Origin of the sequence: Streptomyces sp. NPDC085944 (assembly GCF_040686295.1) — a bacterium.
Classification (GTDB): Bacteria; Actinomycetota; Actinomycetes; order Streptomycetales; family Streptomycetaceae; genus Streptomyces; species Streptomyces salinarius.
The window spans coordinates 339,249-364,274 of sequence record NZ_JBFBJX010000005.1; the positions used below are offsets into that span (position 1 = coordinate 339,249).

Annotated in this window: 23 protein-coding genes and 1 riboswitch; of the genes, 13 read left to right on the top strand and 10 right to left on the bottom strand. The window is 71.2% G+C overall.

Features of this window, described 5'->3' with window-relative positions:
* The first annotated feature begins 70 nt into the window (after nucleotides 1–70).
* From rlmN to AB0P07_RS12570, 5 genes are all read left to right on the top strand, one after another.
* Nucleotides 71–1,177: a 23S rRNA (adenine(2503)-C(2))-methyltransferase RlmN gene (rlmN, locus tag AB0P07_RS12550; protein WP_102929471.1), complete on the top strand. Its 1,107-nt coding sequence runs from the start codon at nucleotides 71–73 to the stop codon at nucleotides 1,175–1,177.
* Between the two features lie 38 nt (nucleotides 1,178–1,215).
* A riboswitch (TPP riboswitch) is annotated at nucleotides 1,216–1,321 on the top strand.
* Between the two features lie 79 nt (nucleotides 1,322–1,400).
* Entirely contained in the window at nucleotides 1,401–2,489 is a 1,089-nt protein-coding gene (locus tag AB0P07_RS12555) for a thiamine ABC transporter substrate-binding protein (protein WP_365548950.1), read from the top strand.
* 56 nt (nucleotides 2,490–2,545) lie between these two features.
* On the top strand, nucleotides 2,546–4,147 hold the full coding sequence (locus tag AB0P07_RS12560) for an iron ABC transporter permease (protein WP_365549280.1): 1,602 nt from the start codon (nucleotides 2,546–2,548) through the stop codon (nucleotides 4,145–4,147).
* A gap of 64 nt (nucleotides 4,148–4,211) precedes the next feature.
* Entirely contained in the window at nucleotides 4,212–5,258 is a 1,047-nt protein-coding gene (locus AB0P07_RS12565) for an ABC transporter ATP-binding protein (RefSeq protein ID WP_365548953.1), read from the top strand.
* A gap of 9 nt (nucleotides 5,259–5,267) precedes the next feature.
* A complete protein-coding gene (locus AB0P07_RS12570; RefSeq protein ID WP_365548956.1) occupies nucleotides 5,268–6,068 on the top strand; it encodes a maleylpyruvate isomerase family mycothiol-dependent enzyme in 801 nt (266 codons plus the stop codon).
* Nucleotides 6,069–6,129: 61 nt separating this feature from the next.
* Here the strand turns inward: AB0P07_RS12570 and AB0P07_RS12575 are convergent, their stop codons facing one another.
* The 7 genes from AB0P07_RS12575 to AB0P07_RS12605 form a co-directional block, all read right to left on the bottom strand.
* Entirely contained in the window at nucleotides 6,130–6,840 is a 711-nt protein-coding gene (locus AB0P07_RS12575; protein ID WP_365548959.1) for an LAETG motif-containing sortase-dependent surface protein, read from the bottom strand.
* Between the two features lie 157 nt (nucleotides 6,841–6,997).
* Nucleotides 6,998–8,182 carry an LOG family protein gene (locus AB0P07_RS12580; RefSeq protein WP_365548961.1) on the bottom strand — a complete coding sequence of 395 codons (1,185 nt, stop codon included), beginning with the start codon at nucleotides 8,180–8,182 and terminating at the stop codon, nucleotides 6,998–7,000.
* A gap of 26 nt (nucleotides 8,183–8,208) precedes the next feature.
* Nucleotides 8,209–8,616, bottom strand: coding sequence for a VOC family protein (locus tag AB0P07_RS12585; protein WP_365548964.1), 408 nt, complete (start codon nucleotides 8,614–8,616; stop codon nucleotides 8,209–8,211).
* A gap of 138 nt (nucleotides 8,617–8,754) precedes the next feature.
* On the bottom strand, nucleotides 8,755–10,188 hold the full coding sequence (locus AB0P07_RS12590; protein WP_365548967.1) for a hypothetical protein: 1,434 nt from the start codon (nucleotides 10,186–10,188) through the stop codon (nucleotides 8,755–8,757).
* Nucleotides 10,170–10,946: an ATP-binding cassette domain-containing protein gene (locus tag AB0P07_RS12595; RefSeq protein WP_365548970.1), complete on the bottom strand. Its 777-nt coding sequence runs from the start codon at nucleotides 10,944–10,946 to the stop codon at nucleotides 10,170–10,172. Before AB0P07_RS12595 ends, AB0P07_RS12590 begins: the two co-directional genes overlap by 19 nt.
* Before the next feature lie 207 nt (nucleotides 10,947–11,153).
* Nucleotides 11,154–12,527, bottom strand: a complete 1,374-nt coding sequence (locus AB0P07_RS12600; protein WP_365548973.1) for an aspartate aminotransferase family protein — start codon at nucleotides 12,525–12,527, stop codon at nucleotides 11,154–11,156.
* Between the two features lie 2 nt (nucleotides 12,528–12,529).
* On the bottom strand, nucleotides 12,530–13,045 hold the full coding sequence (locus AB0P07_RS12605) for an Lrp/AsnC family transcriptional regulator (RefSeq protein WP_365548976.1): 516 nt from the start codon (nucleotides 13,043–13,045) through the stop codon (nucleotides 12,530–12,532).
* Nucleotides 13,046–13,210: 165 nt separating this feature from the next.
* Between AB0P07_RS12605 and AB0P07_RS12610 the strand changes: the two genes are divergently transcribed.
* The gene (locus AB0P07_RS12610; protein WP_125628621.1) at nucleotides 13,211–14,650 is read left to right on the top strand and encodes a gamma-aminobutyraldehyde dehydrogenase; all 1,440 of its coding nucleotides are present in this window, start codon (nucleotides 13,211–13,213) and stop codon (nucleotides 14,648–14,650) included.
* Nucleotides 14,651–15,203: 553 nt separating this feature from the next.
* On the opposite strand, the gene AB0P07_RS12615 is transcribed toward AB0P07_RS12610, so the two are convergent.
* Entirely contained in the window at nucleotides 15,204–15,944 is a 741-nt protein-coding gene (locus tag AB0P07_RS12615) for a glycerophosphodiester phosphodiesterase (RefSeq protein ID WP_365548979.1), read from the bottom strand.
* Between the two features lie 30 nt (nucleotides 15,945–15,974).
* Entirely contained in the window at nucleotides 15,975–17,135 is a 1,161-nt protein-coding gene (locus tag AB0P07_RS12620) for an adenosine deaminase (protein WP_365548982.1), read from the bottom strand.
* Nucleotides 17,136–17,192: 57 nt separating this feature from the next.
* On the opposite strand from AB0P07_RS12620, the gene AB0P07_RS12625 reads away from it, so the two are divergent.
* On the top strand, nucleotides 17,193–17,858 hold the full coding sequence (locus tag AB0P07_RS12625) for a DUF4190 domain-containing protein (RefSeq protein WP_365548985.1): 666 nt from the start codon (nucleotides 17,193–17,195) through the stop codon (nucleotides 17,856–17,858).
* A gap of 57 nt (nucleotides 17,859–17,915) precedes the next feature.
* Nucleotides 17,916–18,365 carry a DUF4190 domain-containing protein gene (locus tag AB0P07_RS12630; RefSeq protein ID WP_365548988.1) on the top strand — a complete coding sequence of 150 codons (450 nt, stop codon included), beginning with the start codon at nucleotides 17,916–17,918 and terminating at the stop codon, nucleotides 18,363–18,365.
* A 93-nt stretch (nucleotides 18,366–18,458) separates the two neighbouring features.
* Here the strand turns inward: AB0P07_RS12630 and AB0P07_RS12635 are convergent, their stop codons facing one another.
* Nucleotides 18,459–19,043 (bottom strand): NADAR family protein, encoded by a 585-nt coding sequence (locus tag AB0P07_RS12635; protein ID WP_365548990.1) that lies wholly within the window; start codon nucleotides 19,041–19,043, stop codon nucleotides 18,459–18,461.
* Nucleotides 19,044–19,245: 202 nt separating this feature from the next.
* Between AB0P07_RS12635 and AB0P07_RS12640 the strand changes: the two genes are divergently transcribed.
* The 5 genes from AB0P07_RS12640 (at nucleotide 19,246) to AB0P07_RS12660 (ending at nucleotide 25,004) form a co-directional block, all read left to right on the top strand.
* Nucleotides 19,246–20,781 carry a gamma-aminobutyraldehyde dehydrogenase gene (locus AB0P07_RS12640; protein ID WP_365548993.1) on the top strand — a complete coding sequence of 512 codons (1,536 nt, stop codon included), beginning with the start codon at nucleotides 19,246–19,248 and terminating at the stop codon, nucleotides 20,779–20,781.
* Nucleotides 20,782–20,845: 64 nt separating this feature from the next.
* Nucleotides 20,846–22,093, top strand: coding sequence for a spermidine/putrescine ABC transporter substrate-binding protein (locus tag AB0P07_RS12645; RefSeq protein ID WP_365548995.1), 1,248 nt, complete (start codon nucleotides 20,846–20,848; stop codon nucleotides 22,091–22,093).
* A gap of 5 nt (nucleotides 22,094–22,098) precedes the next feature.
* Nucleotides 22,099–23,274 carry an ABC transporter ATP-binding protein gene (locus AB0P07_RS12650; RefSeq protein WP_365549282.1) on the top strand — a complete coding sequence of 392 codons (1,176 nt, stop codon included), beginning with the start codon at nucleotides 22,099–22,101 and terminating at the stop codon, nucleotides 23,272–23,274.
* On the top strand, nucleotides 23,274–24,203 hold the full coding sequence (locus AB0P07_RS12655; RefSeq protein ID WP_365548998.1) for an ABC transporter permease: 930 nt from the start codon (nucleotides 23,274–23,276) through the stop codon (nucleotides 24,201–24,203). The genes AB0P07_RS12650 and AB0P07_RS12655 overlap by 1 nt, the downstream gene beginning before the upstream one ends.
* Nucleotides 24,204–25,004: an ABC transporter permease gene (locus AB0P07_RS12660; RefSeq protein ID WP_365549000.1), complete on the top strand. Its 801-nt coding sequence runs from the start codon at nucleotides 24,204–24,206 to the stop codon at nucleotides 25,002–25,004. It begins immediately after the preceding gene.
* The last annotated feature ends 22 nt before the right edge of the window (nucleotides 25,005–25,026 follow it).

Here is a 25,026-nt window from a genome sequence, read left to right on the forward strand (position 1 = left end):
CTTCGGAGAGGGACCCGTTGTCCACAGGGCGGCGGGTCCCTCTCCGTATGTCTGCCACACTGGTACAGCCATGCCTAAGCCCGGAGAACTCACATTCGTCGCGCCGCGCGGAGCCAAGAAGCCGCCGCGGCACCTTGCCGATCTCACGCCTGCCGAGCGCAAGGAGGCTGTCGCCGCGATCGGTGAGAAGCCGTTTCGCGCCAAGCAGCTCTCGCAGCACTACTTCGCGCGGTACGCGCACGCGCCCGAGCAGTGGACCGACATCCCCGCCGGTTCCCGCGAAGGGCTGCGGGAAGCGTTGCTGCCCGAGCTGATGACGGTCGTGCGGCACCTGTCCACCGACCAGGGGACCACGCGCAAGACGCTGTGGAAGCTGTTCGACGGGACGCTCGTCGAGTCCGTCCTCATGCGTTACCCGGACCGGGTGACCATGTGCATCAGCTCCCAGGCCGGCTGCGGGATGAACTGCCCGTTCTGCGCCACCGGCCAGGCCGGTCTCGACCGCAACCTGTCCACGGCCGAGATCGTGCACCAGATCGTGGACGGCATGCGGGCGCTCAGGGACGGCGAGGTTCCGGGAGGCCCCGCGCGGCTCAGCAACATCGTGTTCATGGGCATGGGCGAGCCCCTGGCCAACTACAACCGCGTCGTCGGCTCCATCCGTCGCCTCACCGACCCCGAGCCGGACGGTCTCGGGCTCTCCCAGCGCGGCATCACCGTCTCCACGGTCGGCCTGGTCCCGGCGATCCACCGTTTCGCCGACGAGGGCTTCAAGTGCCGCCTCGCCATCTCCCTGCACGCCCCCGACGACGAGCTGCGCGACACCCTCGTGCCCGTCAACACGCGGTGGAAGGTGCGCGAGGTGCTGGACGCCGGGTTCGAGTACGCGGCGAAGTCCGGGCGCCGGCTGTCCATCGAGTACGCCCTGATCCGCGACATCAACGACCAGGCCTGGCGCGGTGACCGTCTCGGGAGGCTGCTCAAGGGCAAGCCCGTGCACGTCAACCTGATCCCGCTCAACCCCACGCCCGGCAGCAAGTGGACCGCGTCCCGGCCCGAGGACGAGAAGGCGTTCGTGGAGGCGATCGCGGCGCACGGTGTGCCGGTGACGATCCGGGACACCCGCGGACAGGAGATCGACGGGGCGTGTGGTCAGCTCGCCGCGAGCGAGCGGTAACCTGACCGGCGGAAGTACGTCAGCACAGTCACATCTTCATATTCCGACAGGGGAGCGCCACAGCGCTGAGAGTGCGGCACCGGCCGCAGACCCTCCGAACCTGGCCCAGGTCATTCTGGGTAGGGAGATCGGTCACCACTCGAGCTGTTGCGCCCTGCCCGGGACCCTCGCCAGGGGTCCCGGGCGGGGCCGCGTCTTCTCCTGGTCACCCAGGAGGAATTCAGTGAGCATCACCAAGAAGGTCAGTGTCCTGGCCGTCGGCCTCGGCATGGTCGGCACCCTGGCCGCCTGCGGATCGTCGTCCGACGGCGCCGGCAGCGGCTCCGGCGGCGCCAAGACCGTGACCCTGGTCAGCCACGACTCGTGGGCCGCGTCGAAGGACGTCGTCGCCGCCTTCGAGAAGGAGTCCGGCTACAAGGTCAAGGTCCTCAAGGACGGCGACGCCGGGCAGGCCGTCAACAAGGCCGTCCTGACCAAGGACAACCCGCAGGGCGACGTCTTCTTCGGTGTCGACAACACCTTGCTGTCCCGCGCCCTCGACAACGGCCTGTTCCAGCCGTACGAGGCCAAGGGCTCGGACCGGGTCCGGCCCGAGTACCGGACCGACCAGGACAAGCACCGGGTCACGCCCATCGACACGGGCGACATCTGCGTCAACTACGACAAGGCCTGGTTCAGCGAGCACAGGCTGACCCCGCCCAAGTCCTTCGACGACCTCGTCAAGCCCGAGTACAAGGACCTGCTCGTCACCGAGAACGCGGGCAGCTCCTCGCCGGGTCTCGGGTTCCTGCTCGGCACCGCCGCCCAGTACGGCGACGAAGGCTGGGAGGGCTACTGGAAGAAGCTGCGGGCCAACGGCGTCAAGGTCGTCGACAGCTGGGAGCAGGCGTACAACGAGGAGTTCTCCGGCTCGGCGGGCGGCAAGAAGGCCAAGGGCGACCGGCCCCTCGTCGTCTCCTACGCCTCCTCCCCGCCCGCCGAGGTCGTCTACGCCGATCCGCAGCCGGACACCGCCCCCACCGGCGTCGCTCACGGCACCTGCTTCCGGCAGGTCGAGTACGCGGGCCTGCTCAGCAACGCCAAGAACCCCGAGGGCGGCAAGGCGCTCCTCGACTTCCTGCTGAGCAAGTCCTTCCAGGAGGACATGCCGCTGAACATGTTCGTCTACCCGGTGCGGGAGGACGCGCGGGTCCCCGAGGCGTTCTCGAAGTTCGGGCCGCAGGCGAAGGACCCGCAGACCCTCGACCCGGCGAAGATCGCCGACAACCGCGACCAGTGGGTCAAGTCGTGGACCTCGCTCGTACTGAAGTGAGCCACCCGGGCAAGCAGGCGGGTACCGCGCGCGGGAGCGCGGCGCGGCTCGGCCTCATGGCCGTGCCCGTCGCGTTCTTCGCGGTGTTCTTCGCCTACCCTGTCGCCGCCATCGTCGCGCGCGGTCTCAAGGTCGACGGGGTCTGGCGGCTCGGCCGGATCGGGGACGTGCTCGCGCAGTCCGACGTGCGGCACGTCCTGTGGTTCACCACCTGGCAGGCGCTGGCGTCCACCGCGCTCACGCTGCTGATCGCGCTGCCCGGCGCGTACGTCTTCGCCCGCTTCGACTTCCCCGGCAAACAGGTGCTGAGGGCCGTGGTGACGGTGCCGTTCGTGCTGCCGACGGTCGTCGTCGGCACGGCCTTCCTGGCGCTGGTCGGGCGCGGCGGGCTGCTCGACGAGCTGTGGGGCCTGCGCCTGGACACCACGGTGTGGGCGATCCTGCTCGCGCACGTCTTCTTCAACTACGCCGTCGTCGTCCGCACCGTCGGCGGCCTGTGGGCGCAGCTCGACCCGCGGCAGGAGGAGGCCGCGCGGATGCTGGGTGCTTCGCGGCTGCGGGCCTGGCGGCAGGTGACGCTGCCCGCGCTGGCGCCCGCCGTGGCCGCCGCCGCGCTGATGGTCTTCCTGTTCACCTTCACCTCCTTCGGTGTCGTCCAGATCCTCGGCGGCCCCACCTTCTCCACCCTCGAAGTGGAGATCTACCGCCAGACCTCCCAGGTCTTCGACCTGTCCACGGCCGCCGTGCTGACGCTGATCCAGTTCGCGGCCGTCGCCGCCGTCCTCGCCGTGCACGCCTGGACGGTACGGCGCCGCGAGAGCGCCCTCCGGCTGGTCGACGCGGCCACGACCGCGCGTCGGCCGCGCGGAGCCGGGCAGTGGGCGCTGCTGGCCGGGGTCCTGGGCGTCGTCGCCGTCCTGCTGGTGCTGCCGCTCGCGGTGCTGGTCCAGCGGTCACTGGGCGCCTCCGGGTTCGGCTACTACCGCGCGCTGACCCGGGAGGACGGCGGCACCTTCCTCGTCCCGCCGATCGAGGCGATCGGCAACTCCCTGCAGTACGCCGCCGACGCGACCGTCATCGCCGTGGTGATCGGCGCGCTGGCCGCGTCCGCGCTCGCCCGGCGCGACGCGGGCCGCTTCGTGCGAGGATTCGACGCCCTGCTGATGCTGCCGCTCGGGGTGTCGGCGGTGACGGTCGGCTTCGGTTTCCTCATCGCGCTGGACGAACCCCCGCTGGACCTCAGATCGTCCTGGATCCTGGTGCCGCTCGCGCAGGCGCTGGTGGGCGTCCCCTTCGTCGTACGCACCATGCTGCCGGTCCTGCGGGCGGTGGACGGCCGGCAGCGGGAGGCTGCGGCGGTGCTGGGCGCGTCGCCGTGGCGGGTGTGGCGCGAGGTGGACCTGCCGATGGCGCGGAGGGCGCTGCTGGTCGCGGCCGGGTTCGCCTTCGCCGTGTCGCTCGGCGAGTTCGGGGCGACCGTCTTCATCGCACGGCCCGACAACCCGACCCTGCCGGTCGCCGTGGCGCGGCTGCTGGGCCGGCCGGGAGAGATGAACTACGGCCAGGCGATGGCCCTGTCGACGATTCTGATGCTGGTGTGCGCCGTGGCCCTGGTGGTGCTGGAGCGGCTGCGGACCGACCGGAGCGGGGAGTTCTGACATGCCGTCCATGCCGTCTATGCCGTCTAGGCCGTCCGGGCCGTCCGGGCCGTCCGGGCCGCCCGTGCCGTCGAGCCTGCTGAGCCTGGAAGGCGGCACCGTCCGCTTCGGCGGGCGGGCCGTGCTCGACGCCGTGGACCTGGCGGTCGCCGAGCATGAGGTGGTGTGTGTGCTCGGGCCCAGCGGCAGCGGCAAGTCGACGCTCCTGCGGGCGGTCGCCGGACTCCAGCCGCTGGACGCCGGGCGGGTGGTGCTGGACGGGCGGGACCAGACCGGAGTGCCCGCGCACCGGCGCGAGGTCGGGCTGATGTTCCAGGACCACCAGCTGTTCCCGCAGCGGGACGTGGCCGGGAACGTCGCCTTCGGACCGCGGATGCGCGGCGCCTCCCGGGCCGAGCAGCGGGACCGGGTGGGGGAGTTGCTGGGGCTGGTCGGGCTGCCGGACGCCGCCCGCCGGTCCGTCGCCGCGCTTTCCGGCGGTGAGCAGCAGCGAGTGGCGCTGGCCCGGGCCCTGGCGCCCCGGCCGCGGCTGCTGATGCTGGACGAGCCCCTCGGCCAGCTGGACCGCTCGCTGCGGGAGCGGCTCGTGGTGGAACTGCGGGAGCTGTTCGCGCGGTTGGGCACCACGGTGCTGGCCGTCACGCACGACCAGGGCGAGGCGTTCGCGCTCGCCGACCGGGTCGTGGTGATGCGGGACGGGCGGATCGCCCAGTCGGGAACGCCTCTGGAGGTGTGGCAGCGGCCGGCGGACGCGTTCGTGGCCCGTTTCCTCGGATTCGACAATGTGGCCGAGGCGTCGGTCTCCGGGCCGGCCGCGGACACCCCGTGGGGCATGCTGCCGGTCCCCGAGGACGCCCCGCAGGGCACGCGGACGGTGCTCGTGCGGCCGGCCGGGGTCCGCGTCGTCCCCGCCGACGAGGGCCTGCGCTGCACGGTCACGGCCCGCACCTTCCGCGGCACGCACGTCGCCGTCCACCTCCAGCCCGAGGGCGCGCCCCGCTTGGAGGCGGCGTGTGCGTTGCGGGCGGCGCCGGAGGTCGGGGACGCGGTGGGGGTGGAGTTCGACGCGGCCGAAATCGTCGTGCTCGGACGGGGGCCGTTCCGCTCGTAGGGTGACCGCATGACATTCCTCGCACATGACCGCTACTGCGACGAAATCCTTCACCAGGTGGGCCGGCTCGGGGCGGTGGTCACGTCCGGCGCGGATCTGGCCGCCACCGTGCCGACCTGCCCGGAGTGGTCCCTGGAGGACCTGGTGCGGCACGTGGGAGGGGCGTTGCGCTGGACCGGGCTGATCGTCGGCACCCGCGCCGAGGAGAACGTCCCGACGGACCGGGTGCCGGGCGCCGAGGGCCCCGCGGCGACCGGGGAGGCGGCGGCGCTGGACGCGTGGCTGGCGGAGTCCGGCGAGAAGCTCGTGGGCGCGCTGCGGGAGGCCGGTCCGCAGGCGCGGGTGTGGTCGTGGGCCGGCGACGACCGGGCGGGCTTCTGGGCGCGGCGGATGACCCACGAACTCGTCGTCCACGGGGCGGACGCGGCCCTGGCGGCGGGCCTGCCCGTCCAGCCGGTCGCGCCCGAGGTGGCGGCCGACGCGATCGACGAGTGGCTGGACATCGTACGGTTCGTGCAGCGGGCACTTCCCGGCGCGGCGGCGAAGGAGCTGCGCGCCCCGGGCAGCAGCATTCACCTGCACGCCACCGACACCCCGGCCGAACTGAACGCCGAGTGGTTCGTCGAGCTTCCCGAGGAGGGCATCGTCTGGCGCCGCGGCCACGAGACGGCCTCCGTGGCGCTGCGCGGGCCGCTCACGGACGTGCTGCTGGGCTTCTACGGCCGGCTGTCGCTGGACGATCCGGGACTCGAGGTGCTCGGTGACCGCAAGCTGCTCGAACTCTGGCTGGAAAGGGCGACGTTCGGCTGACGCGACGGTGGCCCGCCCCGGACCGGGACGGGCCACCGCTGGGTGAACCGGTGTGCGGGCGTCAGCGGTTGCTGTTCGCTCCGCGACGGCGCAGGCCGAAGAAGACGGCACCGCCACCGACGACGACCAGGGCCGCCGCGACACCGGCGATCATGCCGGTGTTGGAGTTGGCACCGGTCTCGGCGAGGTTGGAGTCACCGGCCGCCGGGGACGGGGCGTTGTCGCTCGGCGCGGCCGCCGGCGCGCTGCTCTCCGGCTGCGACGGCGCGGGGGCCGACGTGGACGGCTCGGGCGCCGGGGACTCCGTCTCGTCGGACGGGGTCGAGGAGCTCTCCGACGGGGTCGGCGTCGGGGACGAGGTGTCCTCGGTCTTGCAGGGCGTCGACGGCGTCGTGACGTCCGGCTCGATGAACTCGTCGACGTACCTGTCGGCCTTGACGTGGACCCGGTAGTCCGTGTTCGGCTTCCAGTCCACGGCGAAGTCGACGGTGGTGCCCTCCCTGGACCCCTTGACCGTCTCCTGACCGACCTGCTCACCGGTGCTCTTGAGGGTGACGGTGATGGTGGCCGGAACACCGGTCGGGTCCACGTCGGTGACGGTGATGACACCGTTGTCGCCATCGCACTGGGCCTTGGCGGAGAACTCGTTGATGTTGCACGCGAGGGCGGAGCCGGAAGCGCTGAGCGCCAGGGCCGCGGAGGCGGCGACGACGCCGAGGGCGCGGACGCCTCGGCGGGATGCCGTACGGCTGATTATGGACAGGACTGCCACGTTTGTCCTTTACGGGAGCGCGGATGCGGGGGGGTGGTGAGGGCGCCGACGCTCGATGACGCGGCATCAGCACCCCCATGAGCCTCACTGGTCTATAAGCGGGACGTAAGAAGTGTCAACGCATATGCCGCTCAGGGCGGTTGACTTTGCCGTCTTATTAACCGCCGACACGTTTCAGCGCCTCGGGAGCCTCATCGATCCGGCCAACCAGCGCGATTCGAGACTCCATCGCCCGCCCCTTCGCCAGCGACCGCAGCAGCGGCCACGCCGGCAGGGTCTCGGTCCAGTGCTCCCGGTCCACGAGCACCATGGGAGTGGGTTCGCCGCGCGACTCGTAGTAGTTCGGCGTCGCGTTGTCGAAGATCTCCTGCAAGGTGCCGGCCGCGCCCGGCAGGAACACCACACCCGCCGTGGAGCGGGCCAGGAGGCCGTCCTCACGGGTGGCGTTGGCGAAGTACTTGGCGATGTGTGTGGCGAAGGCGTTGGGCGGTTCGTGACCGTAGAACCAGGTCGGGATGCCGATCGAGGCGCCGCCGCCGGGCCGGCGTTCGCGCACCTCGAACGCGGATCGCGCCCAGTCCGTGACCGACGGTGCGAACGACGGGACCTTGGCGAGCAGCATCAGGGCCTCGTCCAGCATGCCGTCGTCGAACGGGGCGGCGTACGCGCCGAGGTTCGCGGCCTCCATCGCGCCGGGACCGCCGCCCGTGGCCACCATGAACCCCGCACGGGCCAGTTCACGGCCCAGACGCGCGGCACCCGAGTACTCCGGGGTGCCGCGCGCCATGGCGTGGCCGCCCATGATGCCCACCACCCGGGCGTCGGCGACGAGTTCGTCCAGCGCGTCCGAGACGGCGTCGTCGTGGATCGCGCGCAGCATGGAGGCGAACACGTCCCCGTCGGCCTTGGTCTGCCGGAACCAGTCGTACGCGAGGGCGTCCGGTGTCGCCTCGTAGCCCTCGTCGAGGCGGGCGAACAGCTCGTCGGGCGAGTAGACGCGCCCCCGGTAGGGGTCGAAGGGGAGGCCCGGTATGGGAGGGAAGACCAGGGCGCCGGCGGCGCGGACCCGGGCGGCCGCGCCGGGCTCCATCGGACAGCCGAGGAAGACGGCGCCCGTGGGGTCGGCGGCCAGCAGCGCGTCCGTACGGTCCGTCAGGTCGACGGCCTGGACGCGGTGGTGGGCGAGGGATCCGGGTGCCGAGACGACGCGGTCGAACTCGTCGAGGCTCTCGATCTCCCGGTCGTGCGGGGCGTGGTGGGACTGGAACTGTGACAGTGACGGTGACCCTTGCGGTGACCGGGCCCTGCGCCGGGCGGGTGTCTGATCGGATGTCTGATCCACCCGCCCATGCTAGGCATGCGCCCTGATCAGCCCTGGACCGCCGCCGGGTCCATCCACACGACCTCGAAGGTGTGGCCGTCGGGGTCGTCGAAGGCCCGGCCGTACATGAAGCCGTGGTCCTGCGTCTCGCCGGTGACCGAGCCGCCGGCCGCCACCGCCTTCTCCACCAGCTCGTCGACCTTCTCGCGGCTCTCGGCGCTCAGCGCGATCAGCACCTCGCTGGTCTTCGTCGAGTCCGCGATGTCCTTCTTGGTGAACTGGAGGTACTTCTCGGGCGTGTGCGCCATCACGACGATCGTGTCGCTCACCGGGAAGGAGGCGGTGCTGTCGTCGCTGAACTGGGCGTTGAGCTCCCAGCCCAGCCCGGTGAAGAACTTCTTGGAGACGTCGAGGTCGTTGGTGGCCAGGTTCACGAAGATCATCTGCTGGTACATGGGGGCCTCTCCCGTTTCATGTGCTGCGGTCGTCGTGCCGTTCGAAGAGGTAGACGGGAGTCGGCCTTGGAACTCATCGCCGGTGTGCGGACTTTCTCGAAAAGATTTTTTGCGGTCGGGGTGCGGCTCGGTCGTGGCTCAGTGGTCCAACGGCAGCGCCGCCAGCACCGCGACGATCAGGGTCAGCGGACCGAACAGGGCGAGCAGCGCGGCGGTGCGTACCGCTGCGGCGCCGCGCAGGGTCGACGGGGGCGCGCCGAGCCGCAGCAGGGCGTCCGTGGTGTCGGCGCGGGCGTGTTTGGCCGCGACGGCCGCGGTGAGGAGGGTGGCCACGGTGCAGCCCGCCACGAGGAGGGCGCCCAGGGTGGCGAGCGGGCCGAAGGCCGGTCCGTCCCCGTCGTACACCGTGGCGGCCACGTAGGCCGCGGCGGCTACGGCGGCCACGACGCCGAGGGGGCGGCCGATGCGGTGGGACTCCTCCATGAGGACGCGGCCGGCCAGCAGGCGCAGGGCGCCGGGGCGGGCGGCCTGCAGCAGCCTGCCGCACAGGTGGGTGAGGCCCGGGCCGGCCAGGGCGAGACCCAGGGCGGTGAGGGCCCACCCGACCAGGACGCCGGCGGAGGGGGCGGTGCCGGGGGCGGGTGCGGCGGAGGCGTTGCCGGTGTAGGTCTCGACGGTGAGGCCTGCGGCGAGTACGGCGATGCCCCAGGGGAGGGCGGTGGTGCTCGGGGGGTGGGGCGTCTGCGCCGGGGTGGGTTCGGGCTGCGGGTCCAGCGTCTGAGTGCTGCCCGGTGTCTCCGCCGCGCCGTCCGTCGGGGTTGACGGCCGGGGGTCGCTCGCCTGCGTTTGCAGGGTGCCGCCTGCGCCCACCCTCCCCCCCGCTCGGCTTCGCTCGAGCGGGGGGACCCCCACCGACCCAGCGGCACGACTGCCCGCAGACACCGTGGCGGTGCGGGAGCCGAAGCGGCCGTAGGCGCCGAAGGTTTCGCGGGCCTTGCCCCAGCCGTAGGCGCCGAAGCGGCCGTAGCCGCGCGGGGCGGTGGCCGTGGCGGGCCGGGTGTCGCGGGGGCGCAGCGTGTGGGCCACCGCGGCCGAGGCGAGGACCGGCACGAGGACCAGCAGGGTCAGGACGGCCGGGGCGGGGAGGGACTGGCCGACGGCCAGGGCGTCGGCCGCCACGCGGCCGGAGGGCGGGCCGCCCGTCAGGTCGCCGCGCAGGTGGAGGAAGAGGAACAGAGCCGCCACCGAACCGAGCACGGCGGACAGGGCCGTCGTCGTCGCCGAGACCGCCATCAGCCGGCCGGGGCCCAGGCCGATCGCCGACAGCCCCGAGCGGGGCCGGGTCCCGGGGTCCGTACGGGCCACGGCGACCGCGAGCTGTACCGCGGCGGCCAGCGGCGCCGCGCACCAGGCCAGGCGGAGGGCGGCGGCGCCGGGTGTGTCCGGGTGGCTCAGCGCGTAGCCGAGGGCGCACAGCAGCAGGAAGCCCGTGCCCGCCGAGCCCACCGCGACCAGCAGGCGGCGCAGGTGGACGGCGAGGTGGGCGGTGCGGGTCAGGCGGAGAGCGAGCACGCCGCCCGGCCTTCCGTTCCGGGAGTCCCGGCGGCACCCGTGGCCACCGCGGTCTCGGCGAGCGGGGGGAGGTGCACGGTGCGTACCCGCCGTCCGTCGAGGAGTGCCACCGCGCGGTCCGCCAGGGCGGCGGTCTGCGCGTCGTGCGTGGCGAGCAGGACGGTGATGCCGTGCGAGCGGGCCGCCGTGGTGAGCGTCCGCAGCACTTGGGCGCGGTCGGCGCGGTGCAGCGGGGCCGTCGGCTCGTCGGCGAAGAGGACCGCCGGGGCGACGGCGAGGGCGCGGGCGATGCAGACGCGCTGCCGCTCGGCCTGCTGGAGTTCGTGCGGGCGCCGCCGTGCCTTGCCGCCCACGTCGAGGCGGTCCAGCCAGTCCAGGGCCGCGGTCTTGGCCCGGCGCCGGCCGGTGCCGCGCAGCATGAGGGGGAGCGCGGCGTTCTCCCAGGCGTTCAGCTCCGGAACGAGCGCCGGGGCCGGATCGATCCAGCCGAACCGGTCGCGGCGCAGCCGTTCGCGGCTGAGCGGGCCCATGGTGTGCACCGGCACGCTGTTGAACCACACCTCGCCGCCCTGGGGTTTGACCAGGCCGGACAGGCACCGCAGCAGCGTGGTCTTGCCGCTGCCCCGCGGGCCGCTGACGGCGAGGATCTCGCCCTCGCGCACGCCGAGCGACACGCCTTGCAGGGCGGGGGAGCCGTCGTGGTGCTGGAAGTGCAGGGCGCGGGCCCAGAGCACGTCGTTGTCCGGCGGAGCCTCCATGGGCGTACACCTCGGTTCTGATCCGTATTCCCCCGGTCGTGTCGTCCCCCTTCCGGGGGAACGAAGACGGGGCCGATCGGTCACTGGGCACGCTAGGCAGTCCCCGCGCGGGGGCCGGACAGCACGAGGCCCCGGGCCGCCGTGTCTCACTCGAACGGGCGGCACCGGGGCCGGTGCTGATCCTCTCAAGGAATGATCAGAGGATGATCAGAGCTTCGTCCATGCCTCCGTCAGCGTGGCGCGCAGTATCTGCTCGATCTCGTCGAAGGTCTCCTGGTTGGAGATCAGCGGCGGGGCGAGCTGGATGACCGGGTCGCCGCGGTCGTCGGCACGGCAGTACAGCCCGTTCTCGAAGAGCTGCTTGGAGAGGAAGCCGTACAGGACGCGCTCGGTCTCCTCCTCGTTGAAGGACTCCTTGGTGGCCTTGTCCTTGACCAGCTCGATGCCGTAGAAGAAGCCGTTGCCGCGGACGTCGCCGACGATCGGCAGGTCGTGCAGCTTCTCCAGGGTGGAGCGGAAGGCGCCCTCGTTGTCGAGCACGTGCTGGTTGAGGCCCTCGCGCTCGAACAGGTCGAGGTTGGCGATGCCGACCGCGGCGGAGACCGGGTGGCCGCCGAAGGTGTAGCCGTGCAGGAAGGTGTTGTCGCCCCTGTAGAACGGCTCGGCCAGGCGGTCGGAGATGATGCAGGCGCCGATCGGGGAGTAGCCCGAGGTCATGCCCTTGGCGCAGGTGATCATGTCCGGGACGTAACCGAACTTGTCGCAGGCGAAGGTCGTGCCGAGGCGGCCGAAGGCGCAGATGACCTCGTCCGAGACGAGCAGCACGTCGTACTGGTCGCAGATCTCGCGCACCCGCTGGAAGTAGCCGGGCGGGGGCGGGAAGCAGCCGCCGGCGTTCTGCACGGGCTCCAGGAAGACGGCCGCGACCGTCTCCGGGCCCTCGAACAGGATCTGCTGCTCGATCTGGTCGGCGGCCCAGCGGCCGTACGCCTCGGGGTCGTCGCCGTGGATCGGGGCGCGGTAGATGTTGGTGTTCGGCACCTTGTGCGCGCCCGGGACGAGCGGCTCGAAGGGGGCCTTCAGGGCCGGCAGGCCCGTGATCGACAGGGCGCCCTGCGGGGTGCCGTGGTAGGCCACCGCGCGGGAGATCACCTTGTACTTGGTGGGCTTGCCGGTGAGCTTGAAGTACTGCTTGGCGAGCTTCCAGGCGGTCTCGACCGCTTCGCCGCCGCCGGTGGTGAAGAAGACCTTGTTGAGGTCGCCGGGGGCCTCGTTCGCCAGGCGCTCGGCCAGCTCGACGGCCTTGGGGTGGGCGTAGGACCAGACCGGGAAGAAGGCGAGCTCCTGCGCCTGCTTCGAGGCGGTCTCCGCGAGCTCCTGGCGGCCGTGTCCGGCCTGGACCACGAACAGGCCGGCGAGGCCGTCGAGGTAGCGCCTGCCCTTGTCGTCGTAGATGTGGGTGCCCTCACCGCGGACGATGGTGGGGACGGGGGCGTTCTCGTACGACGACATGCGGGTGAAGTGCATCCACAGGTGGTCGTACGCGGCCTTGCTGAGGTCCTTGGGGCTGTCGGTGCTCACGATTATCGGGTTCCCCACATATAGGTCTGCTTCTTGAGCTTGAGGTAGACGAAGCTCTCGGTGGAGCGCACGCCGGGCACGGCCCGGATGCGTCGGTTGATGACCTCCAGGAGGTGGTCGTCGTCCTCGCAGACGACCTCCACCATCAGGTCGAAGGAGCCCGCGGTCATCACCACGTACTCGCACTCGGACATGGCCGACAGTGCCTCGGCCACCGACTCCACGTCGCCCTCGACGTTGACACCGACCATCGCCTGGCGCCGGAAGCCCACCGTGAGCGGGTCCGTGACGGCGACGATCTGCATCACGCCCTGGTCGAGCAGCTTCTGGACGCGCTGGCGCACGGCCGCCTCCGACAGGCCCACGGCCTTGCCGATGGCGGCGTACGGCCTGCGGCCGTCCTCCTGGAGCTGCTCGATGATGGCGAGGGAGACGGCGTCCAAATGGGGACCGCCGTTCCTGGACTCGCGGGAGTCCTTCTGGTCTGCGCTTCGACTGGCCACGGCTTCACTGTGCACGACGTATCGACAGTTTCGCAAGCCCGGATCAATGAAATTCGTTGTTTCGATCGCTTCAAGCTGCGGATATCGCAACCTCGGGGGGAGTGGGGGTGTTGAAAACGTCGGCACTCCGTCTAGGGTGGGTGTCTCAGTCAATGGACACCCGAACTTGGAGGGCCGGCAGTGAGCACCGAGCTGCGTCGTCTGCGCAATTACATCGACGGTGAGTTCCGGGACGCCGCCGACGGACGGACCACGGAAGTGGTCAACCCCGCCACGGGCGAGGCGTACGCGACCGCCCCCCTCTCCCGGGAGGCGGACGTGGACGCCGCGATGGCGGCCGCCGCGGCGGCCTTCCCGGCCTGGCGGGACCTGGTCCCGGCCGAGCGGCAGAAGGCCCTGCTCAAGATCGCGGACGCGTTCGAGGAGCGGGCCGAGGAGCTGATCGCGGCCGAGGTGGAGAACACGGGCAAGCCCATCGGGCTCACCCGCTCCGAGGAGATCCCGCCCATGGTCGACCAGATCCGCTTCTTCGCGGGCGCGGCGCGGATGCTCGAAGGGCGCGGCGCCGGCGAGTACATGGAAGGGCTCACCTCCTTCGTGCGCCGCGAGCCCATCGGCGTCTGCGCGCAGGTCGCGCCGTGGAACTACCCGATGATGATGGCCGTGTGGAAGTTCGCCCCGGCGCTCGCCGCGGGCAACACGGTCGTCCTCAAGCCCTCGGACACCACCCCCGCGTCCACGGCCCTGATGGCCGACATCATCGGCTCCATCGTGCCCAAGGGCGTCTTCAACGTCGTCTGCGGCGACCGCGACACCGGCCGCCTGATGGTCGAGCACGAGACCCCGGCGATGGCCTCCATCACCGGCTCCGTGCGGGCCGGCATGTCGGTCGCCGAGTCGGCCTCCAAGGACCTCAAGCGTGTCCACCTGGAGCTGGGCGGCAAGGCCCCGGTCGTGGTCTTCGAGGACACCGACATCCCGGGGGCCGTCGCGGGCATCTCGGAGGCGGGCTACTTCAACGCCGGGCAGGACTGCACGGCGGCCACCCGCGTGCTCGTGCACGAGTCGATCCACGACGAGTTCGTGAGCGCGCTCGCGAAGGCCGCGTCCGAGATCAAGACCGGGCAGCCCGACGACGAGGACGTGCTCTACGGCCCGCTCAACAACCCCAACCAGCTCAAGCAGGTCTCCGGGTTCATCGAGCGGCTGCCCGCCCACGCCAAGGTCGAGGCGGGCGGCCACCGGGTCGGCGACAAGGGCTACTTCTACGCCCCGACCGTCGTCTCCGGCCTCAAGCAGGACGACGAGATCATCCAGCAGGAGGTGTTCGGCCCGGTCATCACCGTCCAGTCCTTCCGCGACGAGGACCAGGCCGTCGAGTGGGCCAACGGCGTCGAGTACGCGCTGGCCTCCTCGGTGTGGACCAAGGACCACGGGCGAGCGATGCGGATGTCCAAGAAGCTCGACTTCGGCTGCGTGTGGATCAACACCCACATTCCGCTGGTCGCCGAGATGCCGCACGGCGGCTTCAAGAAGTCCGGCTACGGCAAGGACCTGTCGGGGTACGGCTTCGACGACTACACGCGGATCAAGCACGTGATGACGTCGCTGGACGCCTGACGACGCCGGACGCCGAACGCCGAACGCCTGACGACGCCGGACGCCGGACGCGTGAAGCCTGACGGCTGAAGCCCTCGGCTCGTGTGCGGCCCGGCTCGTGTGCGGCCCCGGACGGGAACCCCCGTCCGGGGCCGCACCGCGTGGCAGGGTGGACGTGTGGGCCGTGAACCCGCCCCGGTCGACAGGGTGTCGGGCCTGTACGGGCGCGCTCGACGCAGCGTCGATTGTCCCGGCGAGTGCGGGGGCGGGATCCTGCGTGCCATGCCCCTGCTCCCGAAGACGCCCCCTCTGTCACGTCGTACCCTGCTGCACGGCCTCGGCGGTTCCGCCGCGCTCGGTGCGAGCGGTACCCGGCCGTGCCGGAGGCCGTGTGGCGGCGGGCCGGGTCGGTCGAGGGGCGCGAGTACGCGGTGGCGGTCGGCACGCATCGAGGGCATCGACGACTCCAGGTTCCGGAACGGGACGGTCGTCGATCATCCTCATCGCCTCGTGTGGCACGCCGGATCGTCGGTGAGGAGGGCCCGCACCCCGGACCGCGGCTCGGGGTACTCCCCTACGACGGCGAGGAGTTGTGCGGGCTCACCCCTACGGGACGTGTTTCGCCCCGGTCGCGCAGCGCGCACAGGACGTCGACGCGGTTCGTCGTGATCGAGTCGACGCCCAGGGCGCGCAGCCGGCGCATCGTGCGGCGGGTGTCGGGGGTCCAGGCGGACAGCAGCAGACCGTCGGCGTGGACGCGCTCGGCCAGGGCGCGGTCCACCAGGCCGAAACGGTAGTTGAGCCACCGCGGCCGGACCGCCGCCAGGAGCGCGGGCCGGGGAGGGGCCGCCGTCGTCCAGGTCATGGCGATCTCGGCGGCGGGGTCGGTGGCCCGCACCGCGAGCATCGCCGCGGCGCCCGCCGTGTAGTACACGCGGTCCCGCGCCCCGCACTCGCGCACCACGTCCACGATGCGCCGGACCGCCCGCTCGCCCGGCCCGCCCGGCAAATCGAGCATCAGCCGGCTGCCGTCCGTGGCCGCCAGCGCCTCCGCCAGCGTCGGCACCCGGCCCGCCGTCAGGCCGCGCACCTCCTCGGCCGACAGGGACCGCAGCGGCCGGTCGTGCCGCCACAGCCGCTTCAGCGTCTCGTCGTGCAGCAGCACCGGCACGCCGTCCCGGGTGAGGCGCACGTCGGTCTCGACCGCGTCCGCGCCGCGGTCCAGGGCGGATCGCAGCGACTCGATCGTGTTCTCGCGGTGCCGGTAGGGGTCGCCGCGGTGGGCGACGGCGGTCAGGGCGCGCGGGGTGTCCATGGTGGGGGCAACTCTCGGTGGGCGCGGTTCTCAGGAGGCGAGCCAGGCGGCGGTGTACGTGTCGATCTCGTCGATGATCCGTGCCTTGCCCGGCGCGTCGAGGAACGACGCCTCGACCCCGTTCTTCGCCAGGCCGGCGAGGCCCCGCTCGTCGAGGCCCAGGAGCCGGGCGGCGACGGCGTACTCGTTGTTGAGGTCGGTGCCGAACATCGGCGGGTCGTCCGAGTTGATCGTCACCAGGACGCCGGCGCGGGCGAACTCCTTGAGCGGGTGCTCGTCCAGGGTGCGCACCGCGCGGGTGGCGATGTTCGAGGTCGGGCACACCTCCAGCGGGATGCGCCGCTCGGCGAGGTGGGCGAGGAGCTTCGGGTCCCGGGCCGAGCTGGTGCCGTGCCCGATGCGTTCGGCGCCCAGGTGGGTGAGGGCGTCCCACACCGTCTGCGGCCCCGTGGTCTCACCGGCGTGCGGCACCGAGTGCAGGCCCGCGGCGATCGCCCGGTCGAAGTACGGCTTGAACTGCGGGCGGTCCACCCCGATCTCGGGTCCGCCGAGCCCGAAGGAGACCAGGCCCTCCGGACGCAGCCGGTCGTCGGTGGCGAGCCGGGCCGTCTCCTCGGCGGACTCCAGACCGGCCTCGCCCGGAATGTCGAAGCACCAGCGCAGTACGGTCCCGAACTCTGCCTCGGCCGCCTTGCGGGCGTCCTCGATCGCGTCCATGAAGGCGCCCTCGTCGATGCCGCGCCGGGTGGAGGAGAACGGCGTGATGGTCAGCTCGGCGTACCGCACCTGCTGGCGGGCCATGTCCCGGGCCACCTCGTAGGTGAGCAGCCGGACGTCCTGCGGGGTGCGGATCAGGTCGACCACGGACAGGTACACGTCGATGAAGTGCGCGAAGTCCGTGAAGGTGAAGTAGTCGACCAGCGCCTCGGGGTCGGTGGGGACCTTGGAGTCGCGGTGGCGCGCGGCCAGTTCGGAGACGATGCGCGGGGAGGCGGAGCCGACGTGGTGGACGTGCAGTTCGGCCTTCGGCAGCCCGGCGATGAAGGCGTGCAGGTCGCGCGGGACGTCGGGGTCGACGAGATGCTCGGTCAAGGGTTCCTCCCCGGGGCGGCGCCCGGCCGCGCGCGGCGGCGGTGGGGCGCGGGTGATCGGCTGATCGGTCGTTCGGGGATCATCGTAGGCCGGTCTCACGCCCGGCGGCCCGGGACCGTAGCATGGCGGGCACGAACGACCCCGGGGGGACGAGACATGACGGACGCGATACGGCCCGACGGGGATCCCGCCGGTGGTCACGACCCCTGGGCTCCCCCGGAGAGCGGGCCGTCGCTGGACAAGGGCGCCGGCGCCGGACAGGCGCAGGAGCCGCCCGGGCCGCCCGCGTCCGACGCACCGCCGCCCTGGCAGCCGCCGCCGGGCGTGCACGACCAGGCCACGGTCACCTCGATGCCGGGCGCCGGATACACCGCCCCCGACTCCGCGGTGCCGCCTCCGCCGGTCGCGCCCGACGGTGCCGGTGCGCCGGTCGGGTATGGCTATCCCGGGTACGGCCAGGGCTACGGCTGGCCCGGCATGCCGATGGCCCCGCAGAACGGCATGGGCACCGCCTCGATGGTGCTCGGCATCCTGGCCTGCGCGCTGTTCTGCATGTACGGCGTGGTCTCCCTGGTGCTCGGCGTGCTCGCCATCGTCTTCGGGGTCAAGGGCCGCCGGAAGGCGGAGGTCGGCCTGGCCAGCAATCACGGGCAGGCGCAGGCCGGGTTCGTCATGGGCATCATCGGCGTCGTCCTCGGCATCGCCGTGATCGTCCTGATCGCCGTCGGCATCACCGCCGCGATCAACGACGACTCGTACTACGACGACCCCTACTACGGCTCCTCGCGCCCCGCGCCGGTCTCCGTGACGGCGGAAAGCTGAACACCTCCCCCAGCAGTGCCTCTACGATGTCAAGCGCCAACGAGGGGAGAGCAGTTCATGTCGTACTCCAATCCCGGACCCGGGGGATACGGGCCGCCGCAGCAACCGGGCCAGCCGCCCGCCGAGGGCTACGCCTACCCGCAGTCCGCGCCCGGCTACGGCTACCCGAGCCAGGGGCCGTCCTACCCGGCCGCCCCGCCGGTCGGGTATCCGCAGGCCCCGGGCTACGCCATGCCGATGCAGCCGAGCAACGGCATGGGCACCACGGGACTGGTCCTCGGCATCATCGGCGTGGTGTGCAGCCTGACCTTCTTCCTCTGGTTCTTCGGCGTGATCCTGGGCATCCTGGGGATCATCTTCGGCGCGGTGGGCCGGGGCAAGGCCACCCGGGGCGAGGCCACCAACAAGGGCGCCGCGACCGCCGGTCTGGTGCTCGGCATCACGGCCACCGTGATCCTGCCGCTGCTCGGCTTCCTCGCCTTCGCGAGTCTGATGAGCGTCGCCTGAACCCTGCCGTGCGGGAAGGGGGCGGCCCTCGGGTCGCCCCCTCGCCTCCGCGGCCGCTCGGGAGCCGCACGGCGGACATCCGGGTGTCGTCGCTCAGCAGCCGTCCGCGCGCAGCCGCTCACGGGCCGCCATCAGCGCGAAGCCCAGCAGATTCGGCCCACGCCAGCGCTCCGGGTCTCCCGCCGCCTCGTCGTCCGCGGCCAGGCCGATGCCCCACACCCGGTCCACGGGGCTCGCCTCCACCAGCACTCTGTCGCCCGTGTTCAGCAGGAACTGCCGCAGCGCCGGGTCCGAGGCGAACTTGTGGACGCTGCCCTCCACCACGATCCGGAACCGCTCCCGCTCCCACACCGTCTCGTCGAAGCCGCGCACCAGCCGGCCCGCCTTCTTCGCCTCGGCGGGATGAGCGGCCGCCAGCACCCGCCGCTCGGCGTCCGGGTCCTCGAAGAGCCGGGCCTTGCCCGCCATCATCCAATGCTCGGCCGTCCGGTAGTCCACTCCCGCCACCGTGAACGGCGACGGCCACCACTGGCTCAGACAGCTCGGTCCGAGCCTGCCGTCGGGGAGCGGCCGGTGCCCCCAGAAGCACAGGTACTTGATCCGCTCGCCCGCGCGGACCCGCCCGACCAGCGCTTCCCGGCACGTGCCCGCCACCGCTGCCCCCCTGATCCTCTCCATGCATGCGAGTGTGGCACGCGCCACTGACACTCCGTCCGCCCTTTTCCGTGGCGACTCGACACCTGGTCGACAGATTCCGTCGCGTAACCAAATGGCAACAACGGAATCACTTGTTGGAGGCCTAGTGCTCTGTCAGGATCGGCACTCACATCGAGCCTGAGCCACGCCGGCCCCCGTCACGGGGAGACCGAGGAGAGCCGACATGCACAACCCGGGCAACGCCACCCCGGACCGATTCCCGGCCCAGGACCGCTTCGCGGACGGGGCCCAGTACATCGCGGGCCGCCTGACGAAGGGCACCTCCGGACGGACGCACACCGTCGTCGACCCGGCGACCGGCGAGGACGTCCTGACCTATGAACTGGCCGGCCCCGACGACGTCGACGCGGCCGTCGCCGCCGCGCGGGCGGCGTTCCCCGGCTGGGCCGGCGCCACTCCAGGCGAGCGCTCCGACGCCCTGCACCGGTTCGCCGCCGTCCTCGCCGACCGCGCCGAGGACTTCGCCCGCGCGGAATCCCTGCAGTGCGGCAAGCCGCTGAAGCTGACCCGTGAGTTCGACGTGCCGGGCACGGTCGACAACGCGGCCTTCTTCGCCGGTGCCGCCCGGCACCTCCAGGGGCAGTCGGCGGGGGAGTACTCCGGCGACCACACCTCGTACGTCCGCCGCGAGCCCATCGGTGTGGTCGGGTCGATCGCGCCGTGGAACTACCCGCTCCAGATGGCCGCCTGGAAGATCCTCCCGGCGATCGCCGCGGGCAACACCATCGTGCTGAAGCCCGCCGAGATCACCCCGCTCACCTCACTGATGTTCGCCCAGGCGGCGACCGAGGCCGGCATCCCGGACGGCGTGATCAGCATCGTCAGCGGCACTGGACGGGAGGCCGGCGAGCACCTTGTGGCCCACCCCGACGTCGCCATGACCTCCTTCACCGGGTCCACCGCCGTCGGCAAGCGCGTCGCCGAGGTCGCCACCGCCACCGTCAAGCGCCTCCACCTGGAGCTGGGCGGCAAGGCCCCCTTCCTCGTCTTCGACGACGCCGACCTGGACGCCGCCGTCAACGGCGCCGTCGCGGGCGCGCTCATCAACACCGGCCAGGACTGCACGGCCGCCACGCGCGCGTACGTGCAGCGGCCCCTGTACGAGGCGTTCGTCGAGAAGACCGCCGCCCTCATGGACACCGTCCGGGTCGGCGACCCCTTCGCCGCCGGTACCGACCTCGGCCCGCTGGTCAGCCACGTCCAGCGGGACCGCGTCGCCGCCTTCGTCGACCGGGCCCGCGCCTACGCGCGCGTGGTGTGCGGCGGCGAGGCACCGCAGGACGACCTCAAGGACGGCGCCTACTACCGGCCCACCCTGATCGCGGACGCCGCCCGGGACAGCGAGGTCGTCCAGTCCGAGATCTTCGGTCCGGTCCTGGTCGTCCTGCCCTTCGACACCGATGACGAGGGCATCCGGCTGGCCAACGACACGCCGTACGGGCTCGCCGCCTCCGCCTGGAGCCGGGATCTGTACCGCGCGAACCGCGCCACCCGCGAGATCAAGGCCGGCTGCGTGTGGATCAACGACCACATCCCGATCATCAGCGAGATGCCGCACGGCGGGTACAAGGCGTCCGGCTTCGGCAAGGACATGTCCGCCTACTCCTTCGAGGAGTACACGCAGGTCAAGCACGTCATGTTCGACAACACCGCGGTGGCGGCCAAGGACTGGCACCGCACCGTCTTCGGGGACCGATAGGACCGAGAGCCATCACACCAGGCCGCCGACCACGGCCGACCCACCCGAAAGGGCAACCACGCGCATGGAGCAGTACGAGCCCGACCGCCTGTCCCCGGCCCAAGTGGCCGCCATGCGGCGCTCACTCAGGAGCGGCAGGGCCGCCCTCACCCGCCGTTCGCTGCTGCGCGCCTCCACCGGCGGCGCGCTCGCGGCCGGCGGCCTCGGCCTGCTGAGCGGCTGCGGCATCCCGGCGGCCGGCAAGACCGAGGGCGGCGTCTCCGCCGAGGACCACTCCAAGGAGGAGAAGCAGGTCCGCTTCTCCAACTGGACCGAGTACATGGACGTCGACGAGAGCGGCCGCCGGCACCCCACGCTGGAGGCGTTCACCGAACGCACCGGCGTCAAGGTCACGTACACCGAGGACATCAACGACAACAGCGAGTTCTTCGGCAAGATCCAGCCGCAGCTCGCCGCGGGCCAGGAGACCGGCCGCGACATCATCGTCCTCACCGACTGGCTGGCCGCCCGCCTCATCCGGCTCGGCTGGGTGCAGAAACTGGACCCGGCCAACCTGCCGCACGCCTTCGCCAACCTGTCGCCCCAGTTCCGCAGCCCCGACTGGGACCCCGGCCGGGCCTACTCCTACCCCTGGCAGGGCATCTCCGCCGTCATCGCCTACAACAAGAAGGCCCTGGACGGCATTGAGGTGAGGACCGTCTCCGACCTGCTCGACAACCCGAAGCTCAAGGGGCGGGTCGGCTTCCTCACCGAGATGCGCGACACCATGGGCATGACCCTGCTCGACATGGGCAAGGACCCGGCCCGGTTCACCGACGACGACTACGACGCCGGGATCGCCCGGCTCCAGAAGGGCGTCGACCGCGGCCAGATACGCCGCTTCACCGGCAACGACTACACGTCCGACCTCAGCAAGGGCGACTTCGCGGCCTGTCTGGCCTGGGCCGGCGACGTGGTCCAGCTCAAGGCCGACAACCCGGACATCGACTTCGTCATCCCGGACAGCGGCTACGTCACGTCCAGCGACAACATGCTGATCCCCAACAAGGCACGGCACAAGACCAACGCCGAACGGCTCATCGACTACTACTACGAACCGGGCCCGGCTGCGGAACTCGCCGCCTACATCAACTTCGTCTGCCCGGTCGACGGCGTGAAGGACGACCTGGCGAAGATCGACGAGGACGCGGCGAACAACCCGCTGATCATTCCCGACCAGGCCATGCAGGCCAAGTCGCACTCCTTCCGCTCCCTGAGCTCGAAGGAAGAGACGGCATACGAAGAGAAGTTCGCGAAGCTCACCGGGGCGTGACGACGATGACGACCAACACGACGAAGAACCAGACAGCCGCGACGGACGGCGGCGGCGACGTCCGCCTGGCCGGCATCAGCAAGACCTACGGCTCCTTCACCGCCGTGCACCCGCTCGACCTGACCGTGCCGCAGGGCTCCTTCTTCGCCCTGCTCGGTGCCTCCGGCTGCGGCAAGACCACGACCCTGCGCATGATCGCCGGACTGGAGGAGCCGAGCGGCGGCACCGTCCACCTCGGCGACCAGGACGTGACCGCGCTGCCGCCCTACAAACGGCCGGTCAACACGGTCTTCCAGTCCTACGCCCTCTTCCCGCACCTCGACATCTACGAGAACGTCGCCTTCGGCCTGCGCCGGCGCGGCATCAAGAGCGTGAAGAAGCAGGTCGGGGAGATGCTCGACCTGGTGCAGCTCGGCGAGCAGGCGCGCAAGAGGCCGCACCAGCTCTCCGGCGGCCAGCAGCAGCGCGTCGCGGTCGCCCGCGCCCTGATCAACCACCCCAAGGTGCTGCTCCTGGACGAGCCCCTCGGCGCCCTCGACCTCAAGCTGCGCCGTCAGATGCAGCTGGAGCTCAAGCGCATCCAGACCGAGGTCGGCATCACCTTCGTGCACGTCACCCACGACCAGGAGGAGGCCATGACGATGGCCGACCAGGTCGCCGTGATGAACGCGGGCCGCGTCGAGCAACTGGGCGCCCCCGCCGACCTGTACGAGAACCCGAGGACCACCTTCGTCGCCAACTTCCTCGGCACCTCCAACCTCATCGAGGCCGAGGTCGACACCCGCAGCGGCGACGACGTCGTCGTGAAGGCGGCCGGCGACAAGCTGGTGCTGCCCGGCGACCGGTGTTCCGCCCCGGCGAAGGCGGGCGGCAAGGTCCTGGTCGGGGTCCGCCCCGAGAAGATCAGCCTTACCCACGCGGACGACGCGGGCGCCATCCCCGAGGGCCGCAACCGCATCACCGGCAGGATCAGCAACACCAGTTTCATCGGCGTCTCCACCCAGTACGCCGTGGACTGCGCGGCCTGCCCCGAGTTCGAGGTCTACGCCCAGAACATCGACCGCGACCCCCGCCTCGCACCCGGCGCCGAGGTCGTCCTGCACTGGAGCCCGGCGCACACCTTCGGCCTTGACGCGGCCCAGGACATCGACGCGGGCGTCACCGAGGGCGAGGCCGCCTGATGTCCACCCTCACCGAGGCGCCACCGCCGCTGACCCCGACCGCGCCGGAGCAGAAGCCCCCGCGCAAACGCGGCCGCTGGACGCCGTACTGGCTGCTGCTGCCCGGCATCCTGTGGCTGGTCGTCTTCTTCGCGGCGCCGATGGTCTACCAGGCCTCCACCTCCGTGCAGACGGGCTCGCTGGAGGAGGGCTACAAGGTCGCCTGGCACTTCGCGACCTACTGGGACGCGCTGTCCGAGTACTGGCCGCAGTTCCTGCGCTCGGTCGCCTACGCCGCCTCCGCGACCGTGCTGTGCCTGCTGCTCGGCTATCCGCTCGCGTACCTCATCGCCTTCCGCGCGGGCCGCTGGCGGAACCTGATCATGATCCTGGTGATCGCGCCCTTCTTCACCAGCTTCCTGATCCGCACCTTGGCCTGGAAGACGATCCTCGCCGACGGCGGCCCGGTGGTCGGCGCCCTGAACACGCTGCACGTCCTGGACGTGACCAGCTGGCTCGGCTGGACCTCCGGCGACCGCGTGCTGGCCACCCCGCTCGCGGTCGTCTGCGGTCTGACGTACAACTTCCTGCCCTTCATGATCCTGCCGCTCTACACCTCCCTGGAGCGCATCGACGGCCGGCTGCACGAGGCGGCGGGGGATCTGTACGCGAAGCCCTCCACGGTCTTCCGCAAGGTCACCTTCCCGCTGTCGATGCCGGGTGTCGTCTCCGGCACGCTGCTGACCTTCATCCCGGCCACCGGCGACTACGTCAACGCCTCCCTGCTGGGCTCGGCCGACACCGGAATGATCGGAAACGTGATCCAGTCGCAGTTCCTGCGGGTGCTGGACTATCCGACGGCGGCGGCACTCTCGTTCATTCTGATGGCGGCCATTCTCGCCATGGTCACCTTCTACATCCGCAAGTCGGGGACGGAGGATCTGGTTTAAATGGCCTTCGTCAACTGGTTCAAGCGCCATGTGGTCGTCATCGCCGGGCTGCTGACGCTCGCTTATCTCCTGCTGCCCAATGTCGTCGTCACGGTGTTCTCGTTCAACAAGCCGAACGGACGCTTCAACTACGAATGGCAGCAGTTCTCCACGGACGCCTGGAAGGACCCGTGCGGGGTCGCCGGGCTGTGCGGTTCGCTCTCGCTCAGCCTCCAGATCGCCCTCTGGGCGACGCTGGGCGCCACCGCGCTCGGCACCGCCATCGCCTTCGCGCTGGTCCGCTACCGCTTCCGCGCGCGGGGCGCGATCAACTCGCTGATCTTCCTGCCGATGGCGATGCCCGAGGTCGTGATGGCCGCCTCGCTGCTCACCCTGTTCCTCAACATGGGTGCTCAGCTGGGCTTCTGGACGATCCTGATCGCCCACATCATGTTCTGCCTCAGCTTCGTCGTGACGGCCGTCAAGGCGCGCGTGATGTCGATGGACCCGCGGCTGGAGCAGGCGGCGCAGGACCTGTACGCCGGTCCCTTCCAGACCTTCGTCCGGGTCACGCTGCCGATCGCCGCCCCCGGCATCGCGGCCGGCGCGCTGCTCGCCTTCGCGCTGTCCTTCGACGATTTCATCATCACCAACTTCAATGCGGGTTCGACCGTCACCTTCCCCATGTTCGTGTGGGGATCGGCCCAGCGCGGAACGCCCGTTCAGATCAATGTCGTCGGTACGGCCATGTTCGTGATCGCCGTACTGTTCGTCCTGGTCTCCATGGTCGTCGGCAACCGCCGAAACCGCCGCAAGGCATAAAGCATCTCAGTTCGTCTTCGTA